This window comes from Pseudoduganella lurida, assembly GCF_007830455.1.
In the GTDB taxonomy this organism is placed as follows: Bacteria; Pseudomonadota; Gammaproteobacteria; order Burkholderiales; family Burkholderiaceae_D; genus Rugamonas; species Rugamonas lurida.
Genome location: NZ_VLLB01000002.1, coordinates 277,510 through 303,601 on the forward strand (window position 1 = coordinate 277,510; position 26,092 = coordinate 303,601).

Annotated in this window: 22 protein-coding genes; 9 read left to right on the forward strand and 13 right to left on the reverse strand. The window is 67.3% G+C overall.

Annotated elements, in window-relative coordinates; genetic code table 11:
• Nucleotides 1-4 precede the first annotated feature (4 nt).
• On the forward strand, nucleotides 5-1,198 hold the full coding sequence (locus tag IP91_RS07860; RefSeq protein WP_145648351.1) for a cation:dicarboxylate symporter family transporter: 1,194 nt from the start codon (nucleotides 5-7) through the stop codon (nucleotides 1,196-1,198).
• Nucleotides 1,199-1,254: 56 nt separating this feature from the next.
• Here the strand turns inward: IP91_RS07860 and proX are convergent, their stop codons facing one another.
• From proX to proV, 3 genes are read right to left on the reverse strand one after another with little or no spacing between them, the layout of a single operon-like run.
• Nucleotides 1,255-2,304, reverse strand: coding sequence for a glycine betaine/L-proline ABC transporter substrate-binding protein ProX (gene proX / locus IP91_RS07865; protein ID WP_145648353.1), 1,050 nt, complete (start codon nucleotides 2,302-2,304; stop codon nucleotides 1,255-1,257).
• Nucleotides 2,305-2,326: 22 nt separating this feature from the next.
• The gene (proW, locus tag IP91_RS07870; RefSeq protein WP_145648701.1) at nucleotides 2,327-3,412 is read right to left on the reverse strand and encodes a glycine betaine/L-proline ABC transporter permease ProW; all 1,086 of its coding nucleotides are present in this window, start codon (nucleotides 3,410-3,412) and stop codon (nucleotides 2,327-2,329) included.
• A gap of 44 nt (nucleotides 3,413-3,456) precedes the next feature.
• Nucleotides 3,457-4,692, reverse strand: a complete 1,236-nt coding sequence (gene proV / locus IP91_RS07875) for a glycine betaine/L-proline ABC transporter ATP-binding protein ProV (protein WP_145648355.1) — start codon at nucleotides 4,690-4,692, stop codon at nucleotides 3,457-3,459.
• Between the two features lie 621 nt (nucleotides 4,693-5,313).
• On the opposite strand from proV, the gene IP91_RS07880 reads away from it, so the two are divergent.
• Nucleotides 5,314-6,087, forward strand: a complete 774-nt coding sequence (locus IP91_RS07880) for a gamma-glutamylcyclotransferase (RefSeq protein WP_229474108.1) — start codon at nucleotides 5,314-5,316, stop codon at nucleotides 6,085-6,087.
• Nucleotides 6,088-6,325: 238 nt separating this feature from the next.
• Here the strand turns inward: IP91_RS07880 and IP91_RS07885 are convergent, their stop codons facing one another.
• The 4 genes from IP91_RS07885 to IP91_RS07900 all read right to left on the reverse strand — a co-directional run bounded on the left by IP91_RS07885 (nucleotide 6,326) and on the right by IP91_RS07900 (nucleotide 11,877).
• Nucleotides 6,326-8,695: an ATP-binding protein gene (locus IP91_RS07885; protein WP_145648357.1), complete on the reverse strand. Its 2,370-nt coding sequence runs from the start codon at nucleotides 8,693-8,695 to the stop codon at nucleotides 6,326-6,328.
• A 73-nt stretch (nucleotides 8,696-8,768) separates the two neighbouring features.
• On the reverse strand, nucleotides 8,769-10,178 hold the full coding sequence (locus IP91_RS07890; RefSeq protein ID WP_158643112.1) for an ATP-binding protein: 1,410 nt from the start codon (nucleotides 10,176-10,178) through the stop codon (nucleotides 8,769-8,771).
• Between the two features lie 96 nt (nucleotides 10,179-10,274).
• Nucleotides 10,275-10,955: an isochorismatase family protein gene (locus IP91_RS07895; RefSeq protein ID WP_145648361.1), complete on the reverse strand. Its 681-nt coding sequence runs from the start codon at nucleotides 10,953-10,955 to the stop codon at nucleotides 10,275-10,277.
• Nucleotides 10,956-10,980: 25 nt separating this feature from the next.
• Nucleotides 10,981-11,877, reverse strand: coding sequence for an alpha/beta fold hydrolase (locus IP91_RS07900; protein WP_145648363.1), 897 nt, complete (start codon nucleotides 11,875-11,877; stop codon nucleotides 10,981-10,983).
• 244 nt (nucleotides 11,878-12,121) lie between these two features.
• On the opposite strand from IP91_RS07900, the gene IP91_RS07905 reads away from it, so the two are divergent.
• Entirely contained in the window at nucleotides 12,122-14,974 is a 2,853-nt protein-coding gene (locus IP91_RS07905) for an ATP-binding protein (RefSeq protein ID WP_145648365.1), read from the forward strand.
• Between the two features lie 86 nt (nucleotides 14,975-15,060).
• On the opposite strand, the gene IP91_RS07910 is transcribed toward IP91_RS07905, so the two are convergent.
• Complete coding sequence (locus IP91_RS07910; protein ID WP_145648367.1) at nucleotides 15,061-15,648, reverse strand: cupin domain-containing protein; 588 nt, start codon at nucleotides 15,646-15,648, stop codon at nucleotides 15,061-15,063.
• A gap of 302 nt (nucleotides 15,649-15,950) precedes the next feature.
• On the opposite strand from IP91_RS07910, the gene IP91_RS07915 reads away from it, so the two are divergent.
• Entirely contained in the window at nucleotides 15,951-17,378 is a 1,428-nt protein-coding gene (locus tag IP91_RS07915) for an MFS transporter (protein ID WP_199754538.1), read from the forward strand.
• Between the two features lie 228 nt (nucleotides 17,379-17,606).
• On the opposite strand, the gene guaA is transcribed toward IP91_RS07915, so the two are convergent.
• Nucleotides 17,607-19,217, reverse strand: coding sequence for a glutamine-hydrolyzing GMP synthase (gene guaA, locus IP91_RS07920; RefSeq protein WP_145648369.1), 1,611 nt, complete (start codon nucleotides 19,215-19,217; stop codon nucleotides 17,607-17,609).
• Nucleotides 19,218-19,298: 81 nt separating this feature from the next.
• Entirely contained in the window at nucleotides 19,299-20,759 is a 1,461-nt protein-coding gene (gene guaB / locus IP91_RS07925; RefSeq protein WP_145648371.1) for an IMP dehydrogenase, read from the reverse strand.
• Nucleotides 20,760-20,914: 155 nt separating this feature from the next.
• Here guaB and IP91_RS07930 point away from each other — a divergent pair, with 155 nt between their 5' ends.
• Complete coding sequence (locus IP91_RS07930) at nucleotides 20,915-21,418, forward strand: DUF4124 domain-containing protein (protein ID WP_145648374.1); 504 nt, start codon at nucleotides 20,915-20,917, stop codon at nucleotides 21,416-21,418.
• A gap of 147 nt (nucleotides 21,419-21,565) precedes the next feature.
• Nucleotides 21,566-21,898 (forward strand): helix-turn-helix domain-containing protein, encoded by a 333-nt coding sequence (locus IP91_RS07935; RefSeq protein ID WP_145648376.1) that lies wholly within the window; start codon nucleotides 21,566-21,568, stop codon nucleotides 21,896-21,898.
• 23 nt (nucleotides 21,899-21,921) lie between these two features.
• On the opposite strand, the gene IP91_RS07940 is transcribed toward IP91_RS07935, so the two are convergent.
• Nucleotides 21,922-22,206 carry an RnfH family protein gene (locus tag IP91_RS07940; protein WP_145648378.1) on the reverse strand — a complete coding sequence of 95 codons (285 nt, stop codon included), beginning with the start codon at nucleotides 22,204-22,206 and terminating at the stop codon, nucleotides 21,922-21,924.
• On the reverse strand, nucleotides 22,203-22,640 hold the full coding sequence (locus tag IP91_RS07945) for a type II toxin-antitoxin system RatA family toxin (RefSeq protein ID WP_145648380.1): 438 nt from the start codon (nucleotides 22,638-22,640) through the stop codon (nucleotides 22,203-22,205). The genes IP91_RS07940 and IP91_RS07945 overlap by 4 nt, the downstream gene beginning before the upstream one ends.
• A gap of 119 nt (nucleotides 22,641-22,759) precedes the next feature.
• On the opposite strand from IP91_RS07945, the gene smpB reads away from it, so the two are divergent.
• From smpB to IP91_RS07960, 3 genes are all read left to right on the forward strand, one after another.
• Nucleotides 22,760-23,209, forward strand: coding sequence for an SsrA-binding protein SmpB (gene smpB / locus IP91_RS07950; RefSeq protein WP_145648382.1), 450 nt, complete (start codon nucleotides 22,760-22,762; stop codon nucleotides 23,207-23,209).
• A 137-nt stretch (nucleotides 23,210-23,346) separates the two neighbouring features.
• Complete coding sequence (locus tag IP91_RS07955; protein ID WP_145648384.1) at nucleotides 23,347-24,033, forward strand: hypothetical protein; 687 nt, start codon at nucleotides 23,347-23,349, stop codon at nucleotides 24,031-24,033.
• Nucleotides 24,033-24,572, forward strand: coding sequence for a FlgO family outer membrane protein (locus tag IP91_RS07960; protein WP_145648386.1), 540 nt, complete (start codon nucleotides 24,033-24,035; stop codon nucleotides 24,570-24,572). Before IP91_RS07955 ends, IP91_RS07960 begins: the two co-directional genes overlap by 1 nt.
• A 52-nt stretch (nucleotides 24,573-24,624) precedes the next feature.
• Here IP91_RS07960 and IP91_RS07965 read toward each other — a convergent pair whose 3' ends face one another.
• The gene (locus tag IP91_RS07965) at nucleotides 24,625-26,079 is read right to left on the reverse strand and encodes an alpha/beta hydrolase (protein WP_145648388.1); all 1,455 of its coding nucleotides are present in this window, start codon (nucleotides 26,077-26,079) and stop codon (nucleotides 24,625-24,627) included.
• Between the last annotated feature and the right edge of the window lie 13 nt (nucleotides 26,080-26,092).

Below are 26,092 nucleotides of genomic sequence, written 5' to 3' on the forward strand. Positions count from 1 at the left end.
GGCCTTGCGCGCACCCTTCCAGATCCTGCCGCTGGCCCTGGCCATCGGCGCCGGGCTCGCCCTCGGCCTGTCGGCGCCGGTGGCGGCCGTGCAGATGCATTTTCTCGGCGAGGCGTTCATCCGCCTGCTGGGATGGGTCATGTGTCCGCTGATCTTTTGCATGCTGGTCGATGGCGCCGCCGCGCTCGGCCGCAACCGCACCCTCGGGCGGCTCGGCGTGGCCATGCTGCTGTATTTCAGCGCCATGTCGGTGCTGTCGATGCTGGCCGGCCTGGCGGCCGGCTGGGTCCTCGAACCGGGGATCGGCATGGCGTCCGCCGCCGGCGGTGCGGCGCTGGCCGGCGGTGGGACGATGGTGCTGCCCGCCTGGATGGATTACCTGCCGCCGGTGCACGTCAACAATCTGGTGGTACTGGCCCTGGCCCTGCCGGTCGGCCTTGCGGCCGGCCTGTGGCCCCGCGTGTCCGTGCTCGGACCGATCCATGCCGCCCGCAAGATGCTGCTGGCCGCGGTCCGGATGATCCTGTGGCTGTCGCCGGCAGCCGCCTTCGGTGCGATGGCCGCCGCCGTGGGGCGGGGCGGCCTGGCCGCGCTGCTGCCGCTGCTGCGCTTCGTCGTGGCGATCAACCTGGCCAGCGTGCTGTTCATCCTCGTGGTGTTCGGCTGCGTGGCACGGCTGGTGCACCTGTCGCTGCCACGCCTCGTGGTGTTCCTGCGCGACGAACTGGTGCTCGTGACCGTCACCGGCGCAACGCTCGCGGCACTCGCGCCACTGAGCGACAAGCTCGCGCGGCTGGGCTGCCCGCGCCGTCTCACGGACATCGTGCTGCCGTTTTCCTACTCGCTGAACCTGGCCGGCACCTATCTGTACATCGCGATGGCACTGGTGTTCCTGGCCGAAGCCTCGTCGGTCCAGGTGGGATGGCATGAGCTGGCGGCCATGCTGGGCGTGGGCCTGTTGAGCAGCAAGAGCGCCGTGGGCGTGGCCGGTTCCGGCTTCGCCACGCTGGCCGCAACGGCCGCGCTGCTGCATGTGGCCCCGGCCGACACGGTGGCCCTGCTGCTGGCGATCGACCGCACGATGAAATGCCGGTTGCTGACCAATGTGATCGGCCATGCGCTGGCCTGCATCGTGCTGGCCGCCAGCGATGGCACGCTGGAGCGGGAGGCGCTGCGGGAAGGTCTCGCCCGCGGGTGATGCCCCGGCAGGTTTTCAGCAAGGGGCCCTCTGCGCGCTGATCTTGTCAGATCAGGTCAGGGCCTGGCGGCCGCCAGCGCCTGCGCGATCCAGCCATCGAACACCGCCTGGTGGAACTTGATCCACCCTTCCGTATGCCGCGCGATATCGGCCGGCGTGTTCTCGCCATCGCGCATGCGCCCGTTCTGCGCATCGATGTCGGCGATCGGCAGGCGCATCACTTCGAACAGCTTCACGGCCGCGGGATTCTTCTCCGCCCAGGCCCGGTTCACGACGATGCGGGTGGTATTGACCGAGAAGCCATAGTCGCTGCCGTCGTCCAGCCGCGTGCTGGCCTTCTGCGGATTCGCCGAGAACGGCACCTGCAGCCACACCACGTCCTTGCCCGGCACGAGCACCCCGCTCACCCAGTACGGCGTCCAGGTGTAGTAGAGGATGGATTCGCCCCGCTTGTAGCGGCCGATGGTGTCGGCGATCAGCGCGGAATAGCTGCCCTGCACATGCTGCACCGTCGCGCGCAGTTTGTAGGCGTCCATGTGGTGTTCGATCACCGCTTCGCAGCCCCAGCCCGGATTACAGCCGGTGAGGTCGGCCTTGCCGTCGCCGTCATGGTCGAACAGTCTGGCGATCTCCGGGTCGCGCAGCTGGTCGATGTTCGTGATGCGGTACTTCTCTGCCGTGGCCTTGTCGATCATGTAGCCCTGCGCGGCCGGACCGGCGTACTGGCCGGTGCGCAGCAGCGTGGCGTCGCCGCCGGCATTGTCGTAGTAATCCTGGTGCAGAGGGTCCCAGTGCACGGCCAGGAAGGTGGCGTCGCCGTTGGCGATGGCGATGTGCGCCGTCGGGTACTCGACTTCCTTGATGGGCTGGGTCTCGTAGCCCAGCTTTTGCAGCGCGCGCTCGACCAGCATGGTCTGGAAGGTCTCTTCCGCGATCGGGCTTTGCAGCGCCTGCACCTTGATGCCCTTGCCCGGCAACGCGGCTGCCGGCGTTTGCGCCATGGCGAGACTGGTGGTCAGCGCGAGTGCGGCCAGCGCCAGGGCCGACAGCCAGCGCACCCGGCGCTGGGTTCTTTGGGTGTCCTTGAAGTGTTCGATATGCTGCATGGGTTGCCTTTGTCTTGTTTTCTCAGTGTGCGGTGCGGGGCGTTGCTGGTGCGGTTGCTCCATCGCGCTCCGCGCTGCTGCGGGTCAGCCGCAGCACCAGGCCGGCGGGGCCCGTCTGGTACCAGTGGCGCGCGCCGCGGCGCGGCTGGCCCATCGCCTGCGTCAGGCGGTCCAGCGTGATGGCCAGCAGCACGATGCCCAGGCCGCCCACGGTGGCCAGGCCCATGTCCAGGCGGCCGATGCCGCGCAGGACCATCTGGCCCAGGCCGCCCACGGCGATCATCGAGGCGATCACCACCATCGACAGCGACAGCATCAGCGACTGGTTGATGCCGGCCATGATGGACGGCATGGCCAGCGGGAACTGCACGCGCGTCAGCAGCTGCCATGGCGACGCGCCATAGGCGCGCGCCGCCTCGATCAGGTCCGGACGCACCTGGCGGATGCCGAGGTTCGTCAGGCGCACCAGCGGCGGCAGGGCGAAGATGATCGTCACGATCACGCCCGGCGCATTGCCGATCCCGAACAGCATCACCACCGGCACCAGGTACACGAACGCTGGCGTGGTCTGCATCGCATCGAGCAGCGGGCGCAGGATGTTCTGGGCGCGGTCGCTGCTGGCCAGGTAGATCCCCAGCGGCAGCCCGATCAGCAGGCAGAACGCCAGCGACGTGAGCACCAGCGACAGCGTGATCATCGCTTCCGGCCAGACGCCCAGCAGCGCCACGGCCAGCAGCGCCAGCACGGTGCCGATGGCCAGCGCCCGGCTGGCGAACTGCCACGCGAAGAGGCCGATGATGGCGATGACCACCAGCGATGGCGCGGCCAGCAGCACGTCGCCGATGCCGGTCAGCGTGGCATCGATCGGCGCGCGCACCGCCTGGAACAGCGGGCGGAAATGTTCGACCACCCAGCCCAGTCCCTGGTTGATCCAGGACTGCAGCGGCAGCGAACCATCGAACAGGTTCGACAGGTGCACGCCGTCGGCGTGTGCCGGCGCGGCGGCGGGCGTTGCGGCATCCAGCCAGGCCGTGTCGGCGGGCGGCGATGGCAGCCACGGGTTGGTTTGCGCCGTCGTCTGCACGACCGGCTCGATCGCCGTCTCCATGGCAGCATCGATAGCGGTCACGGCGGCATTGGCATTGGCGGCATTCATGCGGGCTCCTTCTGGGTCTGTGGCTCGGCAATCGCCGGGGTGTCGCGGTCGAGGAACTTGAGCAGCGTGGTCCGGCTGATCGCGCCGCGGTAGAGGCGGTCGCTGCCGACGACGGGTACCGCATACGGCAGCTGCGCCACCTGGCCGAACAGGCCGGCCACCGGTTCGTCGGCATCGATGGTCTGCACGTCCGGCAGGAAAGCATGCGCGAGGCCCAGCGGCCCGGTGTGGCCATCGAGCGCGCTGCGCAGCGAATCGGCCGAGACCAGGCCCAGGAACTCGCGCTGCGGATTCACGACGTAGGCATAGCTGCGGTCCTGCTCTTCCAGCATCGACAGCGCCGCGCGCGCACCGCGGGTCGGCGATTCGGACACCACGATCTGGCTCTTGCGGGCGATATCGCCGGCCTTGAACACGGCGGCCGCATCGACGCCGCGCACGAAGCTGCGCACGTAGTCGTTGGCGGGCCGGCGCAGGATTTCCTCCGGCGTGCCCACCTGCACCACGTGGCCGTCCTTCATGATCGCCACGCGGTCGCCGATGCGCATGGCTTCGTCGAGATCGTGCGAGATGAAGACGATGGTGCGGCGCTTGATCTGCTGCAGGCGCAGCAGCTCCGACTGCATGTCCGTGCGCATGATGGGATCGAGCGCGGAGAACGCCTCGTCCATCAGCAGGATCGACGGATCGCAGGCCAGCGCGCGGGCCAGGCCCACGCGCTGCTGCATGCCGCCGGACAGTTCGTCGGGATAGCTGCCCGCGTAGGCGGCGAGGCCGACCTGCTCCAGCGCCTGCCGGGCCAGCGCATGGCGCTCGGCCTTCGGCATGCCGGCAAGCTCCATGCCGAACGCGGTGTTGTCGAGCACGGAGAGCTGCGGCAGCAGCGCGAACGACTGGAACACCATGCTGATGTCCTTGCGGCGCAGGGCCCGCAGCTGTGCGTCCGGCAGCGTGTTGATGTCGCTGCCGTCGATCAGGATGCGGCCGGCGGTCGGTTCGATCAGGCGGTTTAGCATGCGCACCAGCGTCGACTTGCCGGAGCCGGACAGGCCCATGATGACGAAGATCTCGCCCGCCTCGATGGTGAAGGTGGCGTCGAACACGCCGAGCGTGCAGCCGGTGCGGGCCAGGATGTCCTGCTTGCTGGCGCCTTGATGCACCAGCTCCAGCGCCGCTTCGGGCTGGTCGCCGAAGACCTTGAAGACATGGTCGATATGGATTTGTTTTGCCACGTTGTGGTCCTTCCTTCGATTGCGCGAATGAATGACACCCGCAGGCCGTTGGCCATGCGCGGGAATCGGCGAACCCTGTGCCGACGGCGATGCAACGGCGCAAAGGCGCGCGCAGGCGATGGACAGGGCGAGACACGGCTGACCGGCGCGCAGGCGCCTGGACGACAGGGTGTCAGGTGCGCGTCAGGAGAAGCTGGGGTTCAGGACTCTCGACCACGCGGTGCCAGGCAAAACCTGGCAGAGGTGTCCGACGGACGATGCGTCGGACGATTCATGATGCGGGCGCTGGGCCCAAGGATGACTTCCCGGTGACTGCCGGGGAGTCGGTGCGGCAGGGACGCTGCCGCGGCGAACTGTTTTGGATGTGCCGGTATTATAACGCGACAATACATAAATGTACAGTTATCATGCAAACCAACACTGCGTGCCAGTGTGCGCCGGAGAACACACCTCGCTCTGCCAATGGACGCAATCATCACCAGATGCCGGGTAAAACCGTGCTGATCGCCCAGGCCGTAGCACTCATCTACTCGGAATTATCTGATTCCATCGCAAGATGCGGAGTTCCCAGCGACAACCTCCTCGGCAAAGTGTCACCAGGCGCGGCGAAGGTTCACGCGCATGACCCACAATCACGACGAGGTAACCATGATTGCCAACGATATCCTGCCCGATGAACGGGTCCGCACCGGCGCACGCCATCCAGTCCCGCGTTTGACCCGGCACCTGCTGGAGCAGGCCAGCATCGAGGCCCTGGTTGCCATCGATTCTCCCGGCATGCCGCTTCTCACCGAGGCCGAGCGCGCCGCATCGCTTCGGGAACTGCTGGGAATCCGGCCGCCGGGCGATGTCTGGGTCTTCGGTTATGGATCGCTGATCTGGAATGCCGCCATCCATTCGGTGGAACGGCGTATCGCCCGGATCGATGGCTGGCATCGGTCTTTCTGCCTGTCGATCACGGCACTGCGCGCCACGGTCGATCGGCCCGGCCTGATGCTGGCGCTGGATCGGGGCGGGGCCTGCTGCGGCGCCGCCTACCGCCTCGCGGAGTCCGATGTCGACAGCGAACTGCGCCTGCTGTGGCGCCGCGAAATGGCCTGTGGCGCTTACGTGCCGCGCTGGGTCCAGCTGAACGACTGCAACGGCAATGCCTTCGGCTGGGCGATCGCATTCACCATCGATCGCGACCATCCGCATTACGCGGGCGACGTCGACGAAGCCGTCACGGTGCGGCGGCTCGCGACGGCTTCGGGCGGGCTTGGCAGCTGTGCCGATTACCTGTTCCGGACCTGCGACAGCCTGCAGGCCAACGGCATCCGCGATCCGGCACTCGAACGCCTGGCTACGCTGGTTGGGGCGGAGCACGAAGACGAACGTTGCTTCGCCCCGGATTGAAGCACGGCCGCGTTCCGCGCCGCCCGGCGGGCCGCTTTCCCCCTATTCATCCCGGACAACGATCCACTTGCTAGCCCCGGACGACCCGATGCCTGGCAAAGCCGGCCGCGCATCGGGCGTCGAACGCCAGTCTTCGATCGAAAAGCTGCCGCGCCGCCGCAACGCGATACGACAGCGCGGCCATCTTTTTTTTGAGAAGCCGTGCTTGTGGCGACCATCAATTCACGGCTGCCGTGAATCAGTCAGCCCCACCTCCGCTTCCAGGCGGCTGTGGGGACGATGGTGCCGCAGGCTGCGCAGTCACCGCCGCGAGATCCTCGTGGATGCGCCGTTGCCAGCTCACGCCCCCCGTCTGCTCCGTCAGCGCGATGGCGTGCCGCAGCAGCGCCTGGGCTGCTTCAGGCTCGCCCCGGGCCGTCGCGAGGAACGCCTGGATGCGCAGCAGTTCGGGCATGCACCACTGTTCGTTCTGAACGGCCGCCAGGGCCAGCGCGTCGTCGAGGGTCGCCGCGGCCTCGTGCAAGCGCCCTTGCCTGCCCAGCGCCTCGGCCAGGACAGCCAGGTAATACGGCAGGCGCGCCCGATGCCCGGTCGCCCGGAACTGCGCGATCGCGCGCACCATCTCGTCGATGCCGGCGAGGGAATCCGGCGTGCCGCGCACGGCCAGCGCGCCGCGGCAGAAAGTGACGATCGGTCGCCACGTCACGATGCCGTGCTGCTCGACCAGTTCGTCGAGCATGGCGGTATGGTGGGCGCACGCGTCGTCCTGCCCGAGCCAGAAGAACAGCAGGCAGTTCCACGCGAGCGCGATGCTCAGGGACAGCTCGTGGTTCGCTGCCCGTCCGTACGCGAGTATCGTTTGCGCCATGTCGGCCGCCTGAGCGGTCTGGCCGGTGAGCCACTGCGCATGCGACAGCACGACAAGGATATTGACGCTGTTGCTGTACTGGAAACGCACGAAGCGCGCATCGTTGAAATCCTGCGCCTGTTGCGCCGCCAGTCGTTCCATGCGGCGCCGGGCATCGAGCAGGCGGCCGGTGAAGATCTCGCCGACGCCCAGGTGCGTCTCCCCCTCGGCCAGCGCGGACGGGTCGTCCGTGCTGGCAATCGACAGAAACGTGGCCAGCGTGCGCATGCCTGCGTCATGTTCGCCAGAAAACAGTTCGATCGTGCTGGTCAGCCGCAGGCAGCGCAGGCGAAAATCGGTGTCGGCCAGACGCTCCGACAACGCGAGGGCGCGGCCGATGGCGGCGCGCACTTCCGGACCCGTGCCGCAGGTATAGAGGATGGCGCCGGCCAGCGCGAAATGCAGGTGCATGTCGGCCACCGTCCCCGTGCAGCCGGCCGCGTCGAGCCGGGCGATGGCCCCGGCGAGATGCCCGCGGCTTTCGTCGGTCAGGGAAAAGTGATTCCACAGCAGGATGCCGGCGGCGGTCAGGTCGATCTGCAACCGGCTCTGGCCGGCCGCGGACTGCGTCCAGGCGAGTGCGGCCCTCAGGTCATCGAGCAGGCCGCCGTATGCCGCGCCCCACTCGCGCGATGGCCGCTCGCCCCATGCAGCGGCAGCCTGCTGGACAGCCGCGCAGACATGCGCGGCGTGCCGTTGCCGCACGGTCTGCTCTTCGCCCGCCAGAGCGAGCTTGTCGAGGCAATGGACGCGCGTGGTTTCCAGTGCACGGTAGACCGGCTCGCCGTCCGCTTCGCCCGATAGCAGCGACTTGGCGGCCAGCTCGGCCAGCATGGCGCGCGCGGCATCGGCCGGCAGGCCGGCGACGCGCGCCGCGCCATCGATCCGGAACGCGCCCGGAAACACCGCGATGGCCCGGAGCAGCGCCGCCTCGGCGGCCGGCAGCAGGCCGTAGCTCCAGTCGAGCGTGGCGAGCAGCGTGCGGTGCCGCTCGAGTCCGGCGCGACGGCTGCCCAGCAACCGGAAGCGGTCGCCCAGCTGCGATTGCAGGCCCTGCACGCCAAAGCTGTCGACGCGCATGGCCGCCAGCTCGATCGCCAGCGCGATGCCGTCGAGGCGCCGGCAGATGTCGGCTGCTGCCGCCGCGTCGTCGTCGGCCAGGACGAAGCCCTCCGCGCGGTCGCGCGCGCGTTCGGCAAACAGCGCGACCGCGGCGTAGTCGAGCGCCTGCGCCGCCGTCAGTGCGACGCCTTCCGGCGGACAGGCCAGGCCTGCGAGCCGGTGCGCCTGTTCCCCGCCGATGCGCAGCGCGGCGCGGCTGGTTGCCAGCACATGCACGCCGGGCGCCTCCTCCAGCAGCCGCGCCACACAGGGCGCGATGGCCGGCGCCAGGTGTTCGCAATTGTCCAGCAGGAGCAGCACACGGCGCGCGCGCAGGGACCGGCATAGCGCTGCCAGCACGTCGCCTGCATGGACCACCAGCCCGGTGGCGCTGGCGATGGCATGGGGCACCAGCGCCCCGTCACGCAGGGGCGCGAAATCGACGAACCACACGCCATCGGGGAACGCCTCGAGCGAGCGGCCTGCAACGGCCAGGGCCACGGTCGTCTTGCCGATGCCGCCGGCACCGACAATCGAAACGAGCCGGGCCACGCCGACGGCCTGCGCCAGCATGCCGATCACCTCGGCGCGCCCCACCATGCGCGTTGCTAACGGCGGCAGATTATGGCGCGTGCGCGGCGGTTCGGCGGGCGTGAACGGGATGACCTGACCGCTAGGCATCGGTACCCTGGGCCTGCCGCCGCTGCGCGTCCTGCAGTTCACCGTGCGCGATCAGCTGTTCCATCGCGAAGGCGCGTGTCAGGAAACCCTGCCGGTACGCCATGCCGCGCTGGCACGGCTGGGCCAGGAGCAGGGATTTGGCGACCAGGCTGGCGATCGCCTCCATCACGGACGAACGATCGGTATCGTGCGTGCAGCAGACCGCGCAGGCCGCCTCAAGGCCGAAGGCGCCGGCAAACACGGCCAGGCGGCGCAGCACCGCCTGCTCGCTTGGCGCCAGCAGGACATAGCTGGCATGCACGGTTGCCGTCAGCGTGCGGTGCCGCGCCGGACCGGCATGGAAGCCGTCGAACATGGCAAAGCGCCGCACGAGATGGTCGAGCACCGCGGCGGCGCCCATCGTCCCGGCGCGCTGGGCCGCCCGTTCGATGGCCAGCGGCAGGCCGTCGAGCAGGCGGCAGATGGCGCTCACGGCGCCTGCATTGGCGTCGTCGAGCAGAAAGACTGGCGCCTGCCCGGCGGCGCAGGCGGCATGCGTGGCGCAACGTGCGAACAGCTGCACGGCCGGAAACGCCATGGCATCCACGGCGCCAATGCCGTCCGCGTGGTCCGGCACGGCCAGGCCGGACAGCCGCCGGACCCGCTCGCCCCGGATGCACAGCGGTTCGCGGCTGGTGACGATGAGCTTCAGCTGGTGCGTGCCGGCCAGCAGTCGATCGGCATGCAACGCGACCGCCCCGACCACGTGCTCGCAATTGTCGAGGACCAGCAGTATGGCGCCGTGGGCACGGCCGCGCAGGGCGCCATCGATGGCATCGGCCACCCGTGCCGGATCGTCGAGCGGGGCCAGATCGGCGAAGCGGCACCCATCATTGAACGCACCGGCGGCCAGATCGGCCACCGCCAGCGCGGCAGCCGTCTTGCCCACGCCGCCCGGCCCGACGATCGATACCAGCCGGGCATCCTCGAGGTCACGGACGATCGCGGCGAGCACGGCATCGCGGCCGATCACGCGCTGCGGCGCCGGCATGGCATCACCGTCACGCCCGGTGCCATAGGATTCCTGGCGGACGATGGCGATGAACCGGTACCCCCGGCCCACCACGGTGGCGATATGGCGCGGCGCATCGGTCCGGGCATCTTCGCCCAGCAGGCGCCTGATGGCGGCAATGGTGACTTTCAGGTTGCCGTCTTCCACGACCAGGCCGGGCCACGCCCGGGCCAGCAGTTCCCGTTTGCCCACCACGCGGCCGTGCGCGGCCACCAGCAGCGCGAGCACGTCGAACGCGCGCCGGCCGATGCGCACCGGCCGGCCGTTTTCCAGCAGCAGCGTTTGCCTTGGCACGAGCAGGAACGGACCAAATGCAAAAGCGGCGTCCGTCGTGGAAATCTGGGCAGTCAAGGAGGTCCCCATGGTTATCGTCCGATGTGCAGTGTAGGTCCGCGCCAGGCTTCGCTCAAGTTAAATGCGGTAAATGGCCGACAGTAAATGGCCTACTCACTGCCCGGCATCCAGCGCCGCCTGCTGCGCGCGCCGGTAGCTCTCGGCCACGGCAGCGTAGTTGGGCGCGACCAGTCCGTAGAGCCGTGCCAGCTCGGGGGCTTCGGGCCGCGCCCAAGTGCGGTGCAGTTCCGACAGCAGCGCATTGGTGGTCGTCGGCTGGACACCGCCTTGCACGAACCGCGCCAGCGAAACGCGCGAGGCCATCTCGCTCGGGTCGCCGGATGCATCCATCACGGCATACACCTGGTACCCCGCCGCGCGGGCATCGAGCGCGGGGAACATGACGCACACGCCCGTCCAGACGCCCGCCATCACAAGCGTTTTGCGCCCCCTGCTGCGGACCGCCTCGACGAAATCGTCGTTGTCCCAGGCATTGACTTCGCCCTTGCGCGCGACATGGACGGCATGCGGGGCATACTCGGCAATCTCGGGCATCAACGGGCCGTTGGTGCCGGCCGGCTCGGATGCCGTCGTGATGACCGGAATGTCCAGCAAGGTACACAGCCTGGCGATGACCTCGACATTGCGGCGCAGATCCGCGACTTCGATGTCCCTGACGGTCTGGAACAGGCCCGACTGGTGATCGAGCAGCAGCACCAGCGTATCGGCCGGATCGAGCAGCATCGCGCCGCCGCCCGAGGGCAGCACGCTGGTTTTCGTGTGGTTCGTTTGCATGATGGTGGCTCCAGTCGTGCGGCGCTCAGCGCAGCAGGTGCTTGTCGAGGAAGGTGCCTATCAGCGGCGCCATCACGTCGAGCCGATCCTCCAGCGCGAAGTGGCCGCTGTCGAGAATATGCAGTTCCGCCTTCGGCAGGTCGCGCAGGTAGGGATGGGCGCCCGGCTCCGGAAAGATCTTGTCGTTCTTGCCCCAGACGATGAGGGTGGGCGGCTGGTACTGGCGGAAAAACGCCTGGAACTCGGGATACAGCGGCGGGTTGGTGCCATAGTCGTGCAGCATGTCGAGCTGGATGTCGGCGTTGCCCGGCCGGTCGAGCAGCGCCTGGTCGACGACCCAGTTGTCGGGGCTGATCCGGGCGACATCGCTCATGCCGTCCGTGTACTGGAACTTCGTCATGTCGAGCGTCACGAGGTGCGCCAGCGCGGCGCGGTTGGCGGCCGATCCATCGGCCCAGTAGGCCTTGATCGGGTCCCAGAATGCGCCGAGTCCCTCGACGTAGGCATTCCCGTTCTGCACGATCAAGGTCTGCACGCGGTCCGGATGTTTCAGTGCGAGCCGGTAGCCGATCGGGGCGCCGTAATCCATCACGTACATGCTGTATTTGTCTGCACCCAGCGCAACCGTGAGCCGGTCGACGATGTCCGTGAAATGGGCGAAGGTGTAGGCGAACGCGGACCGGTCGGGCATGTCGCTCTGGCCGTAGCCGGGATAGTCCGGCGCGATCACGCGGTAGCGGTCGGCCAGCAGGGGAATCAGGTTGCGGAACATGTGCGACGAGGTTGGAAAGCCGTGCAGCAGCAGCAGGACCGGCGCATCCGCCGGCCCCGCTTCGCGGTAGAACACGTTGATGCCGTCGATGCTGATGCTCCTGTAATGGATGACGGGGACGGCGACTGCCGGGGTGACGGACTGGTTCATTTTTTTTCTCCTTGAGGACGGCAGCGCCAAAAGATGGGTGGACTGCAGGAAGCTCGATTGCAGGTGGGTGGACGGCGCTGCTGGAATCCACTCTAGCGCCAGCGTGTGCCGGCGCGAAGTTAAGCGTGGTTAAAGCTTTCAGCGCAGACCCCCGGACCCGGGCGGCAGTCGTTATGATGGGAACCAGCGGTCGGCCGGCGACCTGCGTGAGCGCCGCACGCACACCATCATCAGGGGAACAGCCATGGGAAACTCCTTCGTAGCCACCGGCGAGCGCGCATTCGCGTTCGGGGCGTTCGTCCTTGTCCCGGAACGCCAGGCGCTGTTGCAGGATGGTGTAGCGGTAAGGCTGGGCGGCCGCGCGCTCGATATCCTCACCGCACTGGTCGAGCGCGCGGGCGAGCTGGTGAGCAAGCGCGAATTGCTGGCGCGCGTGTGGCCCGATACGATCGTCGACGAGAGCAACCTGAAGGTCAATGTCGCCGCGTTGCGCAGGGCGCTGGGCGATGGCGGTTCGGACGACGCGTGCTATATCGCGACCGTCAACGGCCGCGGCTACCGGCTGATCGCGCCCGTGACGCCGGGCGCGCTGTCCGACTTCGCGCCGGGAGCCGTGGCGCCGCCGCCCCGCCTGCATAATCTGCCCACCGGAACGACGCGCGTGCTTGGCAGGGCCGACGCCATCGATGCCATCCGGCGCGATTTCGGCGTGGCGCGCCTGGTGACGATCGTCGGCCCGGGCGGCATCGGCAAGACGACCGTCGCACTGGCGGTCGCCGAACAAGCCATCGGCTCGTACCGGGATGGTGTCTGGCTGGTCGACCTGGCCCTGACGAAAGCCCCGCACATGACGGCCAGCGCCATCGCGGCCGTCGTCGGCGCGGCGGGCGGCGCGCCCGACAGCCTCGAGATGCTGTGCCGGTCCCTGCGCGAGCGGGACATGCTGCTCGTGCTCGACAGCTGCGAACATGTCATCGATGCCTGCGCCGCCTGCGCCAGCGCGATCCTGGCGCAGGCGCCGGACGTGCGCATCCTCGTCACCAGCCGCGAGCCGCTCCGGCTCCCCGATGAACGCGTGCGCCGGCTGCCCGGACTGGCTACGCCGCCCTCGCTGGAACGCCTGGACGCCCAGGAGGCCATGATGTTCCCGGCGGTGCAGCTGTTCGTCGACCGCGCCACCGACCGGGTCGATTCCTTCACGCTGCGCGACGACGAGGCGCCGGCCGTGGCGGAAATCTGCCAGCGGCTCGATGGCCTGGCGCTGGCCATCGAGCTGGCCGCAACGCGCATCGACGCATTCGGGGTCGGTGGCCTGCTGCGCCAGCTCGATCACTGTTTCGGGGTTTTGACGGGGCGCCGTTCGGGACCGGAGCGGCACCGCACGCTGGCGGCCACGCTGGCCTGGAGCTATGGCCTGCTGTCGGTGCAGGAGGCGGCACTGCTGCGGGCCGTCGCCGTGTTCGCGGGGTTTTTCGACAGCGATGGCGCGGCCGTCGTGGCCGCCATACCGCGCGACGAGGCGACCGCCCTTCTGGCGCAGCTGGCGGCGAAATCCCTGCTCATGACCGGCGTCGACGGCAACGCCATCGCCTACCGGCTGCTGGAAACGACGCATGTGTACTGCGCCGAGAAGCTGCGCGCCAGCGGTGAGGACCATGCCGTGCGCCAGCGCCATGCGCAGCACATGTGTGCAACCCTGGAGCGGGCCGCCGGCGAATGGGCACGTCTGCCGGCGGGCGAGTGGGAAAAGGCCTGCCGCGACCTGCTCGGCGACCTGCGTGTGGCCCTGGGCTGGACCGGGCACGTGGCGCCCGACGGGCCGCTGTCGATCCGGCTGACCGTTGCGGGCCTGCTGTTATGGAACCATTTCTCGCTGACGGAAGAGTGCGACGAACATGCCTCCCACGCGGTGGCCGCGCTGGACGCGGCAGGCCTCACCGGCACGGCGCTGGAAATGAAGCTGAAGCTGTCGCTCGGCGGCGCCAGGATGTTTACGCGCGGCCTGACGCACGAGGTCACGGAGACCTTGCAGCGTGCGCTGCAGATCGCCGCCGGGATCGGCGACACGGATTATCAGCTGCGCTGCCTGATGATGCTTGGCATCCACGCCCTGTTCGCCGGCCAGCATGTCGCAGCCCTGCGCACGCTCGAGCGGTTCGCGGCGGTGGCGCGCGTGGCTGACCCGTCGGTGCTGCCGGAAAGCGAGGTACACATGGGGATCGCGGAACTGTTCCTCGGCAAGCTGCCCGCCTCCCGGCACCGCCTCGAGTCCCTGGCCCGGCGCGACCTGCGCTATTACGGTTCCTACTCCGTGCGCTACCTGTCGGACCCGATCGTCCTCGTGCGCAGCGCGCTGATGCATGCCCAGTGGCTGACCGGCTCGCCCGACACGGCCATGCGCACGGCCGCCGCGGCCATGGCGGACGCGCGCCTGACCAGGCACCATCTATCGCTGAACAACGTCCTGTCCTACGCCTGCGCGCTGTTCTACTGGGCCGGCGACCATGACGAATGCGCCCGCTATGTCGCCATGCTCGACGAGCAGATCGCGCGGCACGGTCTGATCACCCGCAAGCCCGTGGCCAGCTTCTACGGGGCCGCCGTGGCCTATGCGCGGGAAGGCGCCTCGGCCGCCGTCATCGGTGCCCTGCGCCGGGCCATCGACGAGTTCAACGGCACCAATCACCTGGCCCGCATGCCCTATTATCTGAGCGTGCTGGCCGATGCGCTCGACCACGGCGGGCATCCCGATGCCGCCGAAACGACCATCGGCATCGCGCTCGACAAGGCCGCAGAACAGCAAGAGCAGTGGTGCCTGCCGGAGGTATGGCGCATCCAGGCGGGGATGGCGGCGCGGCGGGGGCAGGCGGAGCGGGCAGCCACGTTACTGCTCGACGCGATGAAGGTCGCCAGCGAAACGGGTGCCCTGGCGTGGCGCCTGCGCGCGGCCACCGATCTTGCCACGCTGTGGCGGGCCGGTCCGCGCGACTGCGAGGCACGCGCCCTGCTGGCAGGCGTCCGGGCGCAGTTCACGGAAGGGTTCGCGACCCGCGACCTTGCCGATGTGGCGCGGCTCCTCGCGCAATGGCAAGAATAATGGCGAGAATAATGGCAGGGATAATGGCGGCAACAACAGAGCGCGCGCGCTGCTTGCCCGTTCCATAGCACGAAAGTTCCGATAGCTTAAGACGCGGCGTGGCGCCGCGCGAGTGCGGCGGCGATCGGTGGCGCGTACTGGCCGTCGATCTGGACGAACAGCATGCGGCATGGCTTGCCCGAGCGGTTCGCCCAGGCGTGGTTGGTGCCGCGCTGGACGACCACGCTGCCGGGCCTGAGCGCCACCTCCCCCTTGTCGAGCACGAGCGTCAGTTCACCGTCGATCACCACGCCGTAGTCGAGTGCTTCCGTGCGGTGCATCATCGGGTGCGGCGACTCCGCCGTGGTCGTCAACCCTTCGGGATTGTTGACCTCATCGAACAGCGACTGGATGCGCCGCGCCGCGTCGGCCAGATAATCCGCATCGGGCGGCAGGTCGACGAAGCGGATGCGTACGCCGTGTTTCGGCGGACCATGCACGGTCGGCCCCGTGGTGGGATCGATGCCATTATCGAGCGGCACCGGCATCCCCGAGGCTTCCCATACCTCGTGGAACACCATGCCGGGAATGGCGTCGAATGCCACGACGGCCGCGAGCGGCCCATCGCTCGCGATGATGGCCTTGCCTTCGTCGTCGTGTCCCGTGACGACGCGGTGGATCGGGGGAAGCGCCATGAAAACCTTTCGAAGGGATGCCGTCGTGCCGGCTGTCGGTTGCTTCGAAATTAAGTCATGGCCGTGCGACGGTCAAGATATTTGCGGCGGCGTCATCCCTTTGGCATACGGGCAGTGCTGCTCCGAGCGTGCCAATCCTGCCGAAGAAGCTGATACCTGCATTTCAGCTTTTGCGACCACAACGTCGTTTTAAACACCCAGCGCGCACAAGTGTGCGCATGCGAACAGACGCGACTCCCAGCGGATCAGCATGATGCAGTTATGCTGCCATCGCACGAATTCCAACTATCGGAGGCCCGCGCGTGAGCGCCCTGCCAAGCGACTGCGACCGCGGGCTCGTCGCGGGCGCCGCGCCGGCTCTAGCCGAGCCGCCGGCACACCCGAACCTGGTGCTGTGCACCTCGATCCTGGCAAGCAGCCTGGCTTTCATCGACGGCTCCGCCGTTAACGTCGGCTTGTCGGCGATCGGACAGGACCTGGCAGGCCGGGGCGCGGACCTGTCATGGGTGGTCAACGGCTACCTGCTGCCGCTCAGCTCACTGCTGCTGCTGGGCGGAGCGCTGGGCGACCACTACGGACGCAAGCGCGTGCTGTTGGCCGGGATCGCTGTGTTCGCGCTGGCGTCGCTGCTATGCGGGCTGGCGCCGCGGCTATCGCTACTGGTCGCGGGAAGAGTCCTGCAAGGCCTGGGCGCGGCGCTGGTGCTGCCGAACAGCTTGGCAATCCTCAGCGCGACCTTCGAAGGGAAGAAGCGTGCCCAGGCGGTCGGTATCTGGGCCGCGGCCGGTGCCGCCGCAGGCGCGATCGGACCATTGCTGGGCGGCTGGCTGATCGACACCGTGGGTTGGCGCGCGGTCTTCTACATCAATTTACCCATCGCGGCGCTGGCGATTTTCATGGGCTGGCGCTTCGTGCTGCTGAAAACGCACGGCAAGCCGGTTCCGCTCGACCCAGCCGGGGCTTTGCTCGCCAGCCTGGGGCTCGCCTGCATCACCTGGGGCCTGGCTGAGGCATCGGCCGAAAAGCAACTGACCTCGTGGGCTGGAATAGCACTGGCGGCCGGCTTCCTGATCCTGCTAGCCTTTTTGTGGACCGAGCGGCGCGCCGGCGAGCGAGCAATGCTGCCATTGACGCTGTTCTGTGCGAGCGGGTTTTCCGGACTGAACCTGATGACTTTCCTGCTCTACGGCGCAATCGGCGCGTTGATGCTGCTGGTACCGTTCGTGCTGATCCAGGCGCTGGATTACTCGGCGAAACAGGCCGGAGCGGCGCTGTTGCCCTTTCCGATCGTGCTTGCAATTGGCTCTCCACTGATGGGACGCGTGGCTGCCAACCACGGCTCGCGCCTGCCGCTATCGATTGGGGCGCTGACCGTGGCCGGCGGCTTCCTGCTGGCCATGCGCATTGGGACCGGCAGCTATACCGCGACGGTGCTGCCGGCAATGCTGATCATCGCGTTAGGAATGGCGTGTGTGGCAGCGCCATTAACCACGGCCGTCCTGTCCTCGGTCGACGGAAGCCATACCGGGATCGCATCCGGCTTCAACAGCGCGGTGGCACGTGGCGGCGGCCTGATCGCAACGGCAATGCTGGGTATGGTGCTTACCGCGCAGGGTCGCGCTCTGCTGGCGCCATTCCATGCGGCGCTGGCGGTGTGCGCTGCCAGCGCCGCCGCCGCAGCCCTATGCGCCTTCATCTGGGTACGCCCCGGTAATGCGCCGCCGAAATAACCTGCCCTGCCTGGCTAACGGCTTCGCTCTGGCCTCGCTGTCGAGGTGCGCGTTACGCCATTTGGCGACAACCACCAGTGCCATCCGAGGCCTCCTGTCACACACTGTCAGGAGTTGATCCAAGGCGCGAAGCAGCTTACGAGAACAGTTGTCGGATCGGCGAGCTCATAAAAAAAGCTCGCCGAAACGAGCTTTCCAGACCTTAAGCTGAGCTTCCCGGAGGAACGATCATTCCCACTCGATCGTGGCAGGCGGCTTCCCGGAGATGTCGTACACGACCCGGTTCAGTCCGCGGACTTCATTGATGATGCGGTTCGACACCTTGCCCAGCAGCTCGTGCGGCAGATGCGCCCAGTGCGCCGTCATGAAGTCCTGCGTCTGCACGGCGCGCAGCGCCACCACGTAGTCGTACGTGCGGCCATCGCCCATCACGCCGACCGACTTCACCGGCAGGAACACGGCAAACGCCTGCGAGGTCGCTTCGTACCAGTTGCGCGGTGCGGCGTCCTGGTCGAAGCCCGGCACGATCACCGCCTCGTACGGGGTATTGCGCAGCTCTTCGATGAAGATCGCATCGGCGCGGCGCAGCAGGTCGGCGTATTCCTTCTTTACTTCGCCGAGGATACGCACGCCCAGGCCCGGACCCGGGAACGGGTGGCGGTAGACCATCTCGTACGGCAGGCCGAGCGCGACGCCCAGCTTGCGCACTTCGTCCTTGAACAGTTCGCGCAGCGGTTCCAGCAGCTCGAGCTTCATCGTCTCCGGCAGGCCGCCCACGTTGTGGTGGCTCTTGATCGTCTGGCCTTTCTTGCCCTTGCCGGCGGACTCGATCACGTCCGGATAGATCGTGCCCTGTGCCAGCCACTTCGCGCTCGGCAGTTTCGCCGATTCGGCCTGGAACACCTCGACGAATTCGCGCCCGATGATCTTGCGCTTCTGTTCCGGATCCGTCACGCCGGCCAGGTGGCCCATGAACTGGTCGGTCGCATCGACGCGGATGACCTTGACGCCCAGGTTCTTGGCGAACATGTCCATCACCATCTCGCCTTCGTTCAGGCGCAGCAGGCCGTGGTCGACGAACACGCAGGTCAGCTGGTCGCCGATGGCGCGGTGGATCAGCGCCGCCGCCACGGACGAATCGACACCGCCGGACAGGCCCAGGATCACTTCATCGGTGCCCACCTGCGCGCGGATCTTCTCCACCGCTTCGCTGATGTAGTCCGGCATGTTCCAGTCGGACTTGCAGCCGCAGATCTCGTGCACGAAGCGGCCCAGCATGGCCTTGCCCTGCACCGTGTGCGTCACTTCGGGGTGCCACTGCACGGCGTAGAACTTGCGGTCCTCGTCGGCCATGCCGGCGATCGGGCAGCTCTCCGTCGACGCCATCAGCTTGAAGCCGGGAGGCATGTCCAGCACCTTGTCACCGTGGCTCATCCACACCTTCAGCATGCCGTGGCCTTCGTGCGTAACGAAGTCGTTGATGCCGTTCAGCAGCGAGGTATGGCCACGGGCGCGCACTTCGGCGTAGCCGAATTCGCGCACGATGCCGTTTTCGACTTTACCGCCCAGCTGCGCGGCCATCGTCTGCATGCCATAGCAGATGCCCAGCACCGGCACGCCCAGTTCGAACACGGCCTGCGGCGCGCGTGGCGCATCGCCTTCCAGCGTGGAGCTGTGCGAGCCGGACAGGATCACGCCGGAGGCGCCGTAGTTGCGCACGAATTCTTCGGAGACGTCGTACGGATAGACTTCGGAGAACACGCCGGCATCGCGCACGCGGCGGGCGATCAGCTGGGTAACCTGGGAACCGAAATCGATGATGAGGATCTTGGAGTGCATTGAAGTTTTCTGTAGAAGCTGAAACTGGAATGGAAAAACGCCGGCCGCTTTTGCAAGACCGGCCGGCGTTTGAAGGACCGCTTATTCCGAACGGTAGTTCGGCGCTTCCTTGGTGATCTGCACGTCGTGCACATGCGATTCGCGCATGCCGGCCGACGTGATCTCGACGAATTCCGCCTTCTCGCGCAGCTCGTCGATCGTGGCGCAGCCGCAGTAGCCCATCGACTGGCGCACGCCGCCGACCAGCTGGAACAGGATCGCCAGCACCGAGCCTTTATACGCCACGCGGCCTTCGATGCCTTCGGGGACGAACTTGTCGGCCTTGGCCGAGGCTTCCTGGAAGTAGCGGTCGGCCGAGCCTTCCGCCATCGCGCCCAGCGAACCCATGCCGCGGTAGGACTTGTACGAGCGGCCCTGGTACAGGATCACTTCGCCCGGCGCTTCTTCGGTACCGGCAAACATGGAGCCCATCATGACCGTGTGTGCACCCGCTGCGAGCGCCTTGGAAATATCGCCGGAGAAGCGGATGCCGCCATCGGCGATGCACGGCACGCCCGTGCCTTCCAGTGCCGCCGCCACGTTCGAGATCGCGGTGATCTGCGGCACGCCGACGCCGGCCACGATGCGCGTGGTGCAGATGGAGCCGGGACCGATGCCGACCTTCACCGCATCGGCGCCGTATTCGACCAGTGCTTTCGCCGCGGCGGCCGTGGCGATATTGCCGCCGATGACGTCCACGTGCGGGTACTTCGTCTTGATGTACCTGACGCGGTCGAGGATGCCCTGCGAGTGGCCGTGCGCGGTATCGACCACCAGCACGTCCACGCCGGCGGCGACCAGCAGGTCGATGCGCTCTTCATCCTTGGCGCCCACGCCGACAGCGGCGCCGACCAGCAGCTTGCCATGCTGGTCCTTCGAGGCGTTCGGGTGTTCGGTCGACTTCTGGATGTCCTTCACCGTGATCAGGCCGCGCAGCTCGAAGGCCTCGTTCACCACGATCACGCGCTCCAGCCGGTGCTTGTTCATCAGGCGTTTCGCCTCGGCCGTGTCGGCGGTCTCGGTGACCGTCACCAGCTTTTCGCGCGGGGTCATCTTGGCACGCACTTCCGCATCGAGCTCTTCTTCGAAACGCAGGTCGCGGTTGGTGATGATGCCGACGACTTTTTCGCCCTCCACGACCGGGAAGCCGCTGATGCCGTACTGTTCGGTCAGCGTGATCACGTCGCGGATCTTCATGTCCGGCGGGATCGTGATCGGGTCGCGCAGCACGCCGGCTTCGAAGCGTTTGACCTTCGCCACTTCGCGGGCCTGGTCGGCCGGGCGCAGGTTCTTGTGGATGATGCCGATGCCGCCTTCCTGTGCCATCGCGATCGCCAGGCGGCCCTCGGTGACGGTATCCATCGCGGCCGACAGCAGCGGGATATTCAGCGAGATATTGCGGGTCAGCTTGGTACGAAGGGACGTATTGGCAGGCAGGACGTTCGAGTAGGCTGGGACGAGCAGCACATCATCGAACGTGAGTGCTTTTTGAAGAAGACGCATGGTAGTTTTCCTATCGGCGCAAAAGCGAATTATACAGAAGTTTGTCTCTTTCGTCCTTGCGCCATGGAAAAGTTGGTCGCCTTTCGCGAGCGCCAATTGACAGTTGCGCGTAAAACGGAGTCCAATCGATCCAGATTCATTTTGGAAACAGACTCATGAACTACAGGCATTGGATGATCGGCACCCTGCTCGTTGCCTGCAGCACGGTAGCCCAGGCGCAATGGGTGTGGAAGGACGCGAAAGGCGTGCGGCAGTATTCGGATCAGCCGCCGCCGGCTTCCGTGCCCCTGTCGAACGTGCTGAAGGCCCCCCCCGGCCAGCTGCCGGACCTGCGCAGGGAAATGACCGGGCCGTCCGCGGCCGCGACGCCTGCCGCCCCTGCCGCAAAGGGCAAGCCGACGCTGGCGCAGCGCAACGAGGACTACGAGAAGCGCCGCCAGGAAGCGGCACAGACGGCGCAGCAGGCCGCCACCGAGGCGCAGAACAAGGCCAGCGAGGCAGCCAATTGCCAGAACGCCCGTGACAACCAGCGCATGCTGGAATCGGGCATCCGCGTGGCCACGGCCGATGCGAACGGCGAACGCGTCTTCCTCGACGATGCGCAGAAGGCCGCGCAGCTGAAACGCAGCCGCGACATCATCGCCATGAGCTGCAAGTAGCGGCGTCATCAGTCGATCCTGGAAAGCAACGAGGTTTGATCGTCCGCAAGAGAGCATGCATTGGCGGGGCCGGCTCAGCAATATAAGCCAAACTGTGTGAAGGCTTATTTGATCAACGAGCAGCACGACCCGACCAGCGAGCATCCCATGAACGCATTCTCCAATGTTCAGATCATCAACGGGCCGAACGGCGAACCCGTGTATGTCGTCATCCCTTACGCCACGTACATGCGCACGCAGTCGCGCCACAAGGATGAACAGGTGCCGCACCAGGTGGTGAGCATGATTGCCGATCACGCCTGGACGCCGGCGCGCGCCTGGCGCGAATACCTGGGCATGACGCAGCAGGAAGTGGCCACCCGCATCGGCATCAGCCAGCCGGCCTATGCGCAGCAGGAAGCGGGGCTGCGGCCGCGCAGGTCCACCCGCGAGCGCATTGCGCGCGCGTTCGGCATCGCGCCGCAGCTGCTGGACCTGTAAGACGGGATGCGTAAAACCCGGCGCTAGCCAGCCTTCTTCGCCCGGCGCCGCCGCGCATCCTTCGGGTCGGCGATGAGCGGCCGGTAGATCTCGATGCGGTCGCGCGGCTGCAGGACCGTCTCGAGCGTCTTCTTCTTGCCGTAGATCCCCACCGGCATCGTCACCAGGTTGATCTCCGGTGCGTCCTGCAGGATGCCGGACTGCTCGATGGCCTGGCCGATCGTGGTGCCCGCATCGACATCGAGCGCCAGCAGCAGCGGCTGCGGGCCGGGGGCGTAGACCAGCGATACCTTGATGCGTTCAGTCACGGGACACCATAGACCGTTTCGGCGCGCTTGCAGAACGAATCGACCATGCTGTTGGCGATCATGCCGAACACGGGGCCGATCACCTGCTCCAGCAGGCGGCTGGAGAACTCGTACTGCAGGTCCAGTTCCACCTTGCAGGCATCCTCGCGCAGCGCCTTGAAGGTCCAGGTGCCATTGAGCGTCTTGAACGGGCCGTCGACGAGGTTCATCTTGATGAGGGACGGTGGCGTGTTCGTGTTGGCCGTCGTGAAACTCTGCTTCACGCCATGAAAATTGATGCCAATGGACGCTACCACACCGTTCTCGCCCCGTTCCTTTATGTCCACCCCGCCACACCACGGCAGGAATTTGGGATAATCCTCCACCCGGTCCACCAGGTCGAACATCTGTTGCGCGCTGTATCCAAGGAATACCGATTTGTGCACTACTGCCATTTTTTAACCGTTTGATATCATGTTGGACGAATCGCGCCCCAGTCGCGCGAACGAAGACCGTAGTTTAACCGACCAGCGCCGCACGCACGCTTGACCGACTTGCCTGATAGACTTCACCCATGACCATTGCCGATAACAAGAAAGCCTTCCACGACTATTTCATCGAAGACCGCTACGAGGCGGGCATCGTGCTGGAAGGGTGGGAAGTGAAGGCGATCCGCGATGCGCGCGTCCAGATCAAGGAGGCCTACGTCACGATCCGCAACAACGAGCTGTACCTGTTCGGCGCCCACGTCAGCGCCCTGCCGACCGCCTCCACCCATATCCACCCGGAGGCCGTGCGCACCCGCAAGCTGCTGCTGCACCGCCAGGAGATCGACAAGCTGATCGGCAAGGTGGAACGCTCCGGCTACACGCTCGTGCCCCTGAACCTGCACTACAAGGGCGGCCGCGTGAAGTGCGAGATCGGCCTGGCCAAGGGCAAGAAGCAGCACGACAAGCGCGCCACCGAGAAGGACCGCGATGCCAACCGCGAGGTGCAGGCGGCGATGAAGCAGAACAAGCGCTGATCTGATGTCGCCGGGGCAGCATTGACCATCCGGCCACGTCGCGCCCCTGCCACGCCGGCCGGCGCCCCGGCTGCATAATTTCCAAGCGGCAACGCCCGCATGCTACACTGCGCAGGCCTTCGACTCCCCCGCCCGCCATGCTTGCCAAAGCCGCCTCCGCCGCTCTTCTTGTCGCCGTTGCCACCCTGCTGGCCGGCTGCGCCGTTCCCTACAGCCCTGCCCCGCTGGCGACGAATTTCCCGACCACGCGCCAGGACAAGCTGCAGGCCGCCGCGCACTGGAACGCCATCGCCGATCATGTGGAACAGCGCATCGTCGCGGACATGAAGAAGCATCCGCAGCGGCCGTTCTACGTGGCCGAGGACCGGGAAGCCTCGCCGTTCAAGCGGGCGCTCACGACCCAACTGGTCACCTCGCTGGTGAAGGACGGCTACGTGGTGGCCCGTTCGCCGGCCGGTGCCTGGAAGGTGGAGATCGACATCCAGGCCGTCACGTTCACGCGGAACCGTCCGCAATACCGCTATTCCGGCGCCGCCACGGCCGTCGTCACCGGCGCCTGGGTGCTGTCGGATATCGACCCGGTGGTCGGCGTCGTCGCGCTGGCCGGTGCCGGCGATGCGTACCACTGGTTCCACAGCCAGTTCGCGCCGGGCGCCACGCCGCAGACGGAGCTGATCGTCACGCTGTCGGTCGGCGACCAGTTCCGCTACCTGGCCCGTTCGACGTCCGCCTACTACGTGGCCGATACCGACCGCGCGCTGTACGGCATCCGGGAAGACGATGCACCCCTCGTGAAGAAATTCACCGTGGTGGGAGGCCGCTGATGCGCCCCCTCGCCATCGCCGTGCTGGGCGCGGCACTGCTGGGCGGCTGCGCCACCGCACCGAAGGAGGAAGCGAACTATGCGACGGTCTCGTCGAACCAGTTCGTTTCCGCCAACTACAAGGCGGCCGATGCCCTGCTGGTGCAGCTGGGCGGCAAGCTGGCGGCCGACAAGCCCCTGATCATGGCAACCATCGTCAACATCGATGCACTCGACCAGACCTCGACGCTGGGCCGCCTCGTCTCCGAGCAGGTGTCCACGCGCCTGGCGCAGGGCGGGCTGAAGATGCTGGAAATGAAGCTGCGCAACAACGTCTACCTGAAGCGGGGCCAGGGCGAGCTGATGCTCACGCGCGAGATCGGCGAAGTGGCGCAGACGCACAATGCGCAGGCCGTCGTGGTGGGCTCCTATGCGGAGACGAGCGACATGGTGTTCATCAACATCAAGGTGGTGCAGCCGCAGACCAACTTCGTGCTGGCCGGCCACGATTACGTGCTGCAGAAGGAAGGCATCGTGCGTTCGATGCTGCTGCAGCGCTAGCAATCCTTCCCGGTCAGTCTGGGCGGACCGGCGCCGGGGACCGCTCCTATGGCTACGGCAACGCGAACCGCGGTGGCGGCAGCGTGATTTCCGTGGGCAGCCCCGCCATGCTGCCCGTGCGCAGGAAGCGGTACACCGCCTCCTTCACGGCCGGCGCTTCCCGCAGGAGATAGAAGGGTCCGTCATGCCCGCCCCGGTGGACGACGATCGCATGGCCGTTCGGGAAGTACGGCAGCTGGGCGAGCGCGTTGTCGACAGGCGTGGACGTATCCCAGTCGCCATGCACCAGCAGCACGGGAATCGGCGACGGGGTCATCGTGCGGAAGTCGTCGCCCATGTCGGGCGTCGGCCAGGCGTCCGCCGCGGCGAGATAGGGCTCGAAGCCGCCGGTGCCGGTCCACGCCGCCGCAGGATCGCTGCGCAGCTGGCGCAGCCGCCCCGGCGTGATGCCCAGGCTCGTGTCGATCAGGGGACCGATGAGCTTTACCGGCTGCGCCGCGCGGTCATGCAGCACCGCGCCGGCCCATGCCTCATAGCGGCCCTGGTACAGCGCCAGCACGAACGCGGGCCAGGCCTCCGGCGCCGCGGCCCGATCGAGCAGGTCGGCGCGAAAATCCTCGACACCCAGCACGACCTCCCGGCCGTGCACACGCACGGTGACCGGCGCACTTGCCAGCCGGTCGCGCACGGCCGCAGCCGCCGCCATCAAGCCGCCCGTGGGCAGGAAAGGCCGCAGGGATGGATCCCGGTCCGCGTCCGCCGCGATCCGCCGCAACGTGGCCAGCAGGGGCGACGGCATGTCATAGCCGTAGTCGAGCGGCTCCACGGCGGACAGCACGGCGCGCGCCACGATGCGCGGATGCGCGCGCATCACGGCCAGGCTCCACTGCGAACCGAAGCTGCTGCCGAACAGCGCGATGCGCTCGTAGCCGAGGGCGCGGCGGACATCGTCCACGTCGTCCGCGCAGGCGCGGATCGTGTAGCCGGCAAGGTCCTTGCCGGGATGCGCTGCGACGGCAAGGCGTGCCAGGGCGATGGCGGCCGCGGCATCCGCCCCTGCCGTGCGCGGCCGGTCGAGCGGCAGTGCCGGCGCCGCGACCTCGAGCCGCTCGCCGCGCAGCGTGTAGCCGCGCTGTTCGACGATGACCAGATCCGCCACCGCACCATACGTCAGCCACGACTTCAGCCGGCCGCGCGCCGCCGAGTCCGTGCCATCCGGGGCATCGAGTACCGCCAGGCCGGGACCGCCGGGCAGCCAGAACACGGGCGGCGCGTCCGTCGGCACGCGCGCGCGGATGCGGGCGAAGCCGACGCCGATCAGGCGACTGCCCGCCACTGCGCGGTTTTCGGGTACCAGGATCGTGCCGATTTCATAGGGGATGACGCTGCCGTCGTCCGCCGTAACGGCGCCCTGTTCGATCATGACGTCACCGGCGCGGGGCGCCGCGCATGCCGCCGCGGCAAGAAACCACGCGCAGCCGAACCAGGCTGACAGCCATCTGCTCATGCCACCACCTCCT

Bases quoted from the DNA above. Each gene is read 5' to 3' on its own strand.
- proW (WP_145648701.1), bottom strand. From the start codon at position 3,412: ATGGAGACGGCGATCGAGCCGGTCGTGCAGACGACGGCGCAAACCAAC.
- IP91_RS07905 (WP_145648365.1), top strand. From the start codon at position 12,122: ATGGGAAACTCCTTCGTAGCCACCGGCGAGCGCGCATTCGCGTTCGGG.
- smpB (WP_145648382.1), top strand. From the start codon at position 22,760: ATGACCATTGCCGATAACAAGAAAGCCTTCCACGACTATTTCATCGAA.
- IP91_RS07880 (WP_229474108.1), top strand. From the start codon at position 5,314: ATGACCCACAATCACGACGAGGTAACCATGATTGCCAACGATATCCTG.
- IP91_RS07930 (WP_145648374.1), top strand. From the start codon at position 20,915: ATGAACTACAGGCATTGGATGATCGGCACCCTGCTCGTTGCCTGCAGC.
- IP91_RS07965 (WP_145648388.1), bottom strand. From the start codon at position 26,079: ATGAGCAGATGGCTGTCAGCCTGGTTCGGCTGCGCGTGGTTTCTTGCC.
- IP91_RS07900 (WP_145648363.1), bottom strand. From the start codon at position 11,877: ATGAACCAGTCCGTCACCCCGGCAGTCGCCGTCCCCGTCATCCATTAC.
- IP91_RS07935 (WP_145648376.1), top strand. From the start codon at position 21,566: ATGAACGCATTCTCCAATGTTCAGATCATCAACGGGCCGAACGGCGAA.
- IP91_RS07955 (WP_145648384.1), top strand. From the start codon at position 23,347: ATGCTTGCCAAAGCCGCCTCCGCCGCTCTTCTTGTCGCCGTTGCCACC.
- guaA (WP_145648369.1), bottom strand. From the start codon at position 19,217: ATGCACTCCAAGATCCTCATCATCGATTTCGGTTCCCAGGTTACCCAG.
- guaB (WP_145648371.1), bottom strand. From the start codon at position 20,759: ATGCGTCTTCTTCAAAAAGCACTCACGTTCGATGATGTGCTGCTCGTC.
- IP91_RS07895 (WP_145648361.1), bottom strand. From the start codon at position 10,955: ATGCAAACGAACCACACGAAAACCAGCGTGCTGCCCTCGGGCGGCGGC.
- IP91_RS07885 (WP_145648357.1), bottom strand. From the start codon at position 8,695: ATGGTGGGGCGCGCCGAGGTGATCGGCATGCTGGCGCAGGCCGTCGGC.
- IP91_RS07945 (WP_145648380.1), bottom strand. From the start codon at position 22,640: ATGGCAGTAGTGCACAAATCGGTATTCCTTGGATACAGCGCGCAACAG.
- IP91_RS07910 (WP_145648367.1), bottom strand. From the start codon at position 15,648: ATGGCGCTTCCCCCGATCCACCGCGTCGTCACGGGACACGACGACGAA.
- IP91_RS07960 (WP_145648386.1), top strand. From the start codon at position 24,033: ATGCGCCCCCTCGCCATCGCCGTGCTGGGCGCGGCACTGCTGGGCGGC.
- proX (WP_145648353.1), bottom strand. From the start codon at position 2,304: ATGCAGCATATCGAACACTTCAAGGACACCCAAAGAACCCAGCGCCGG.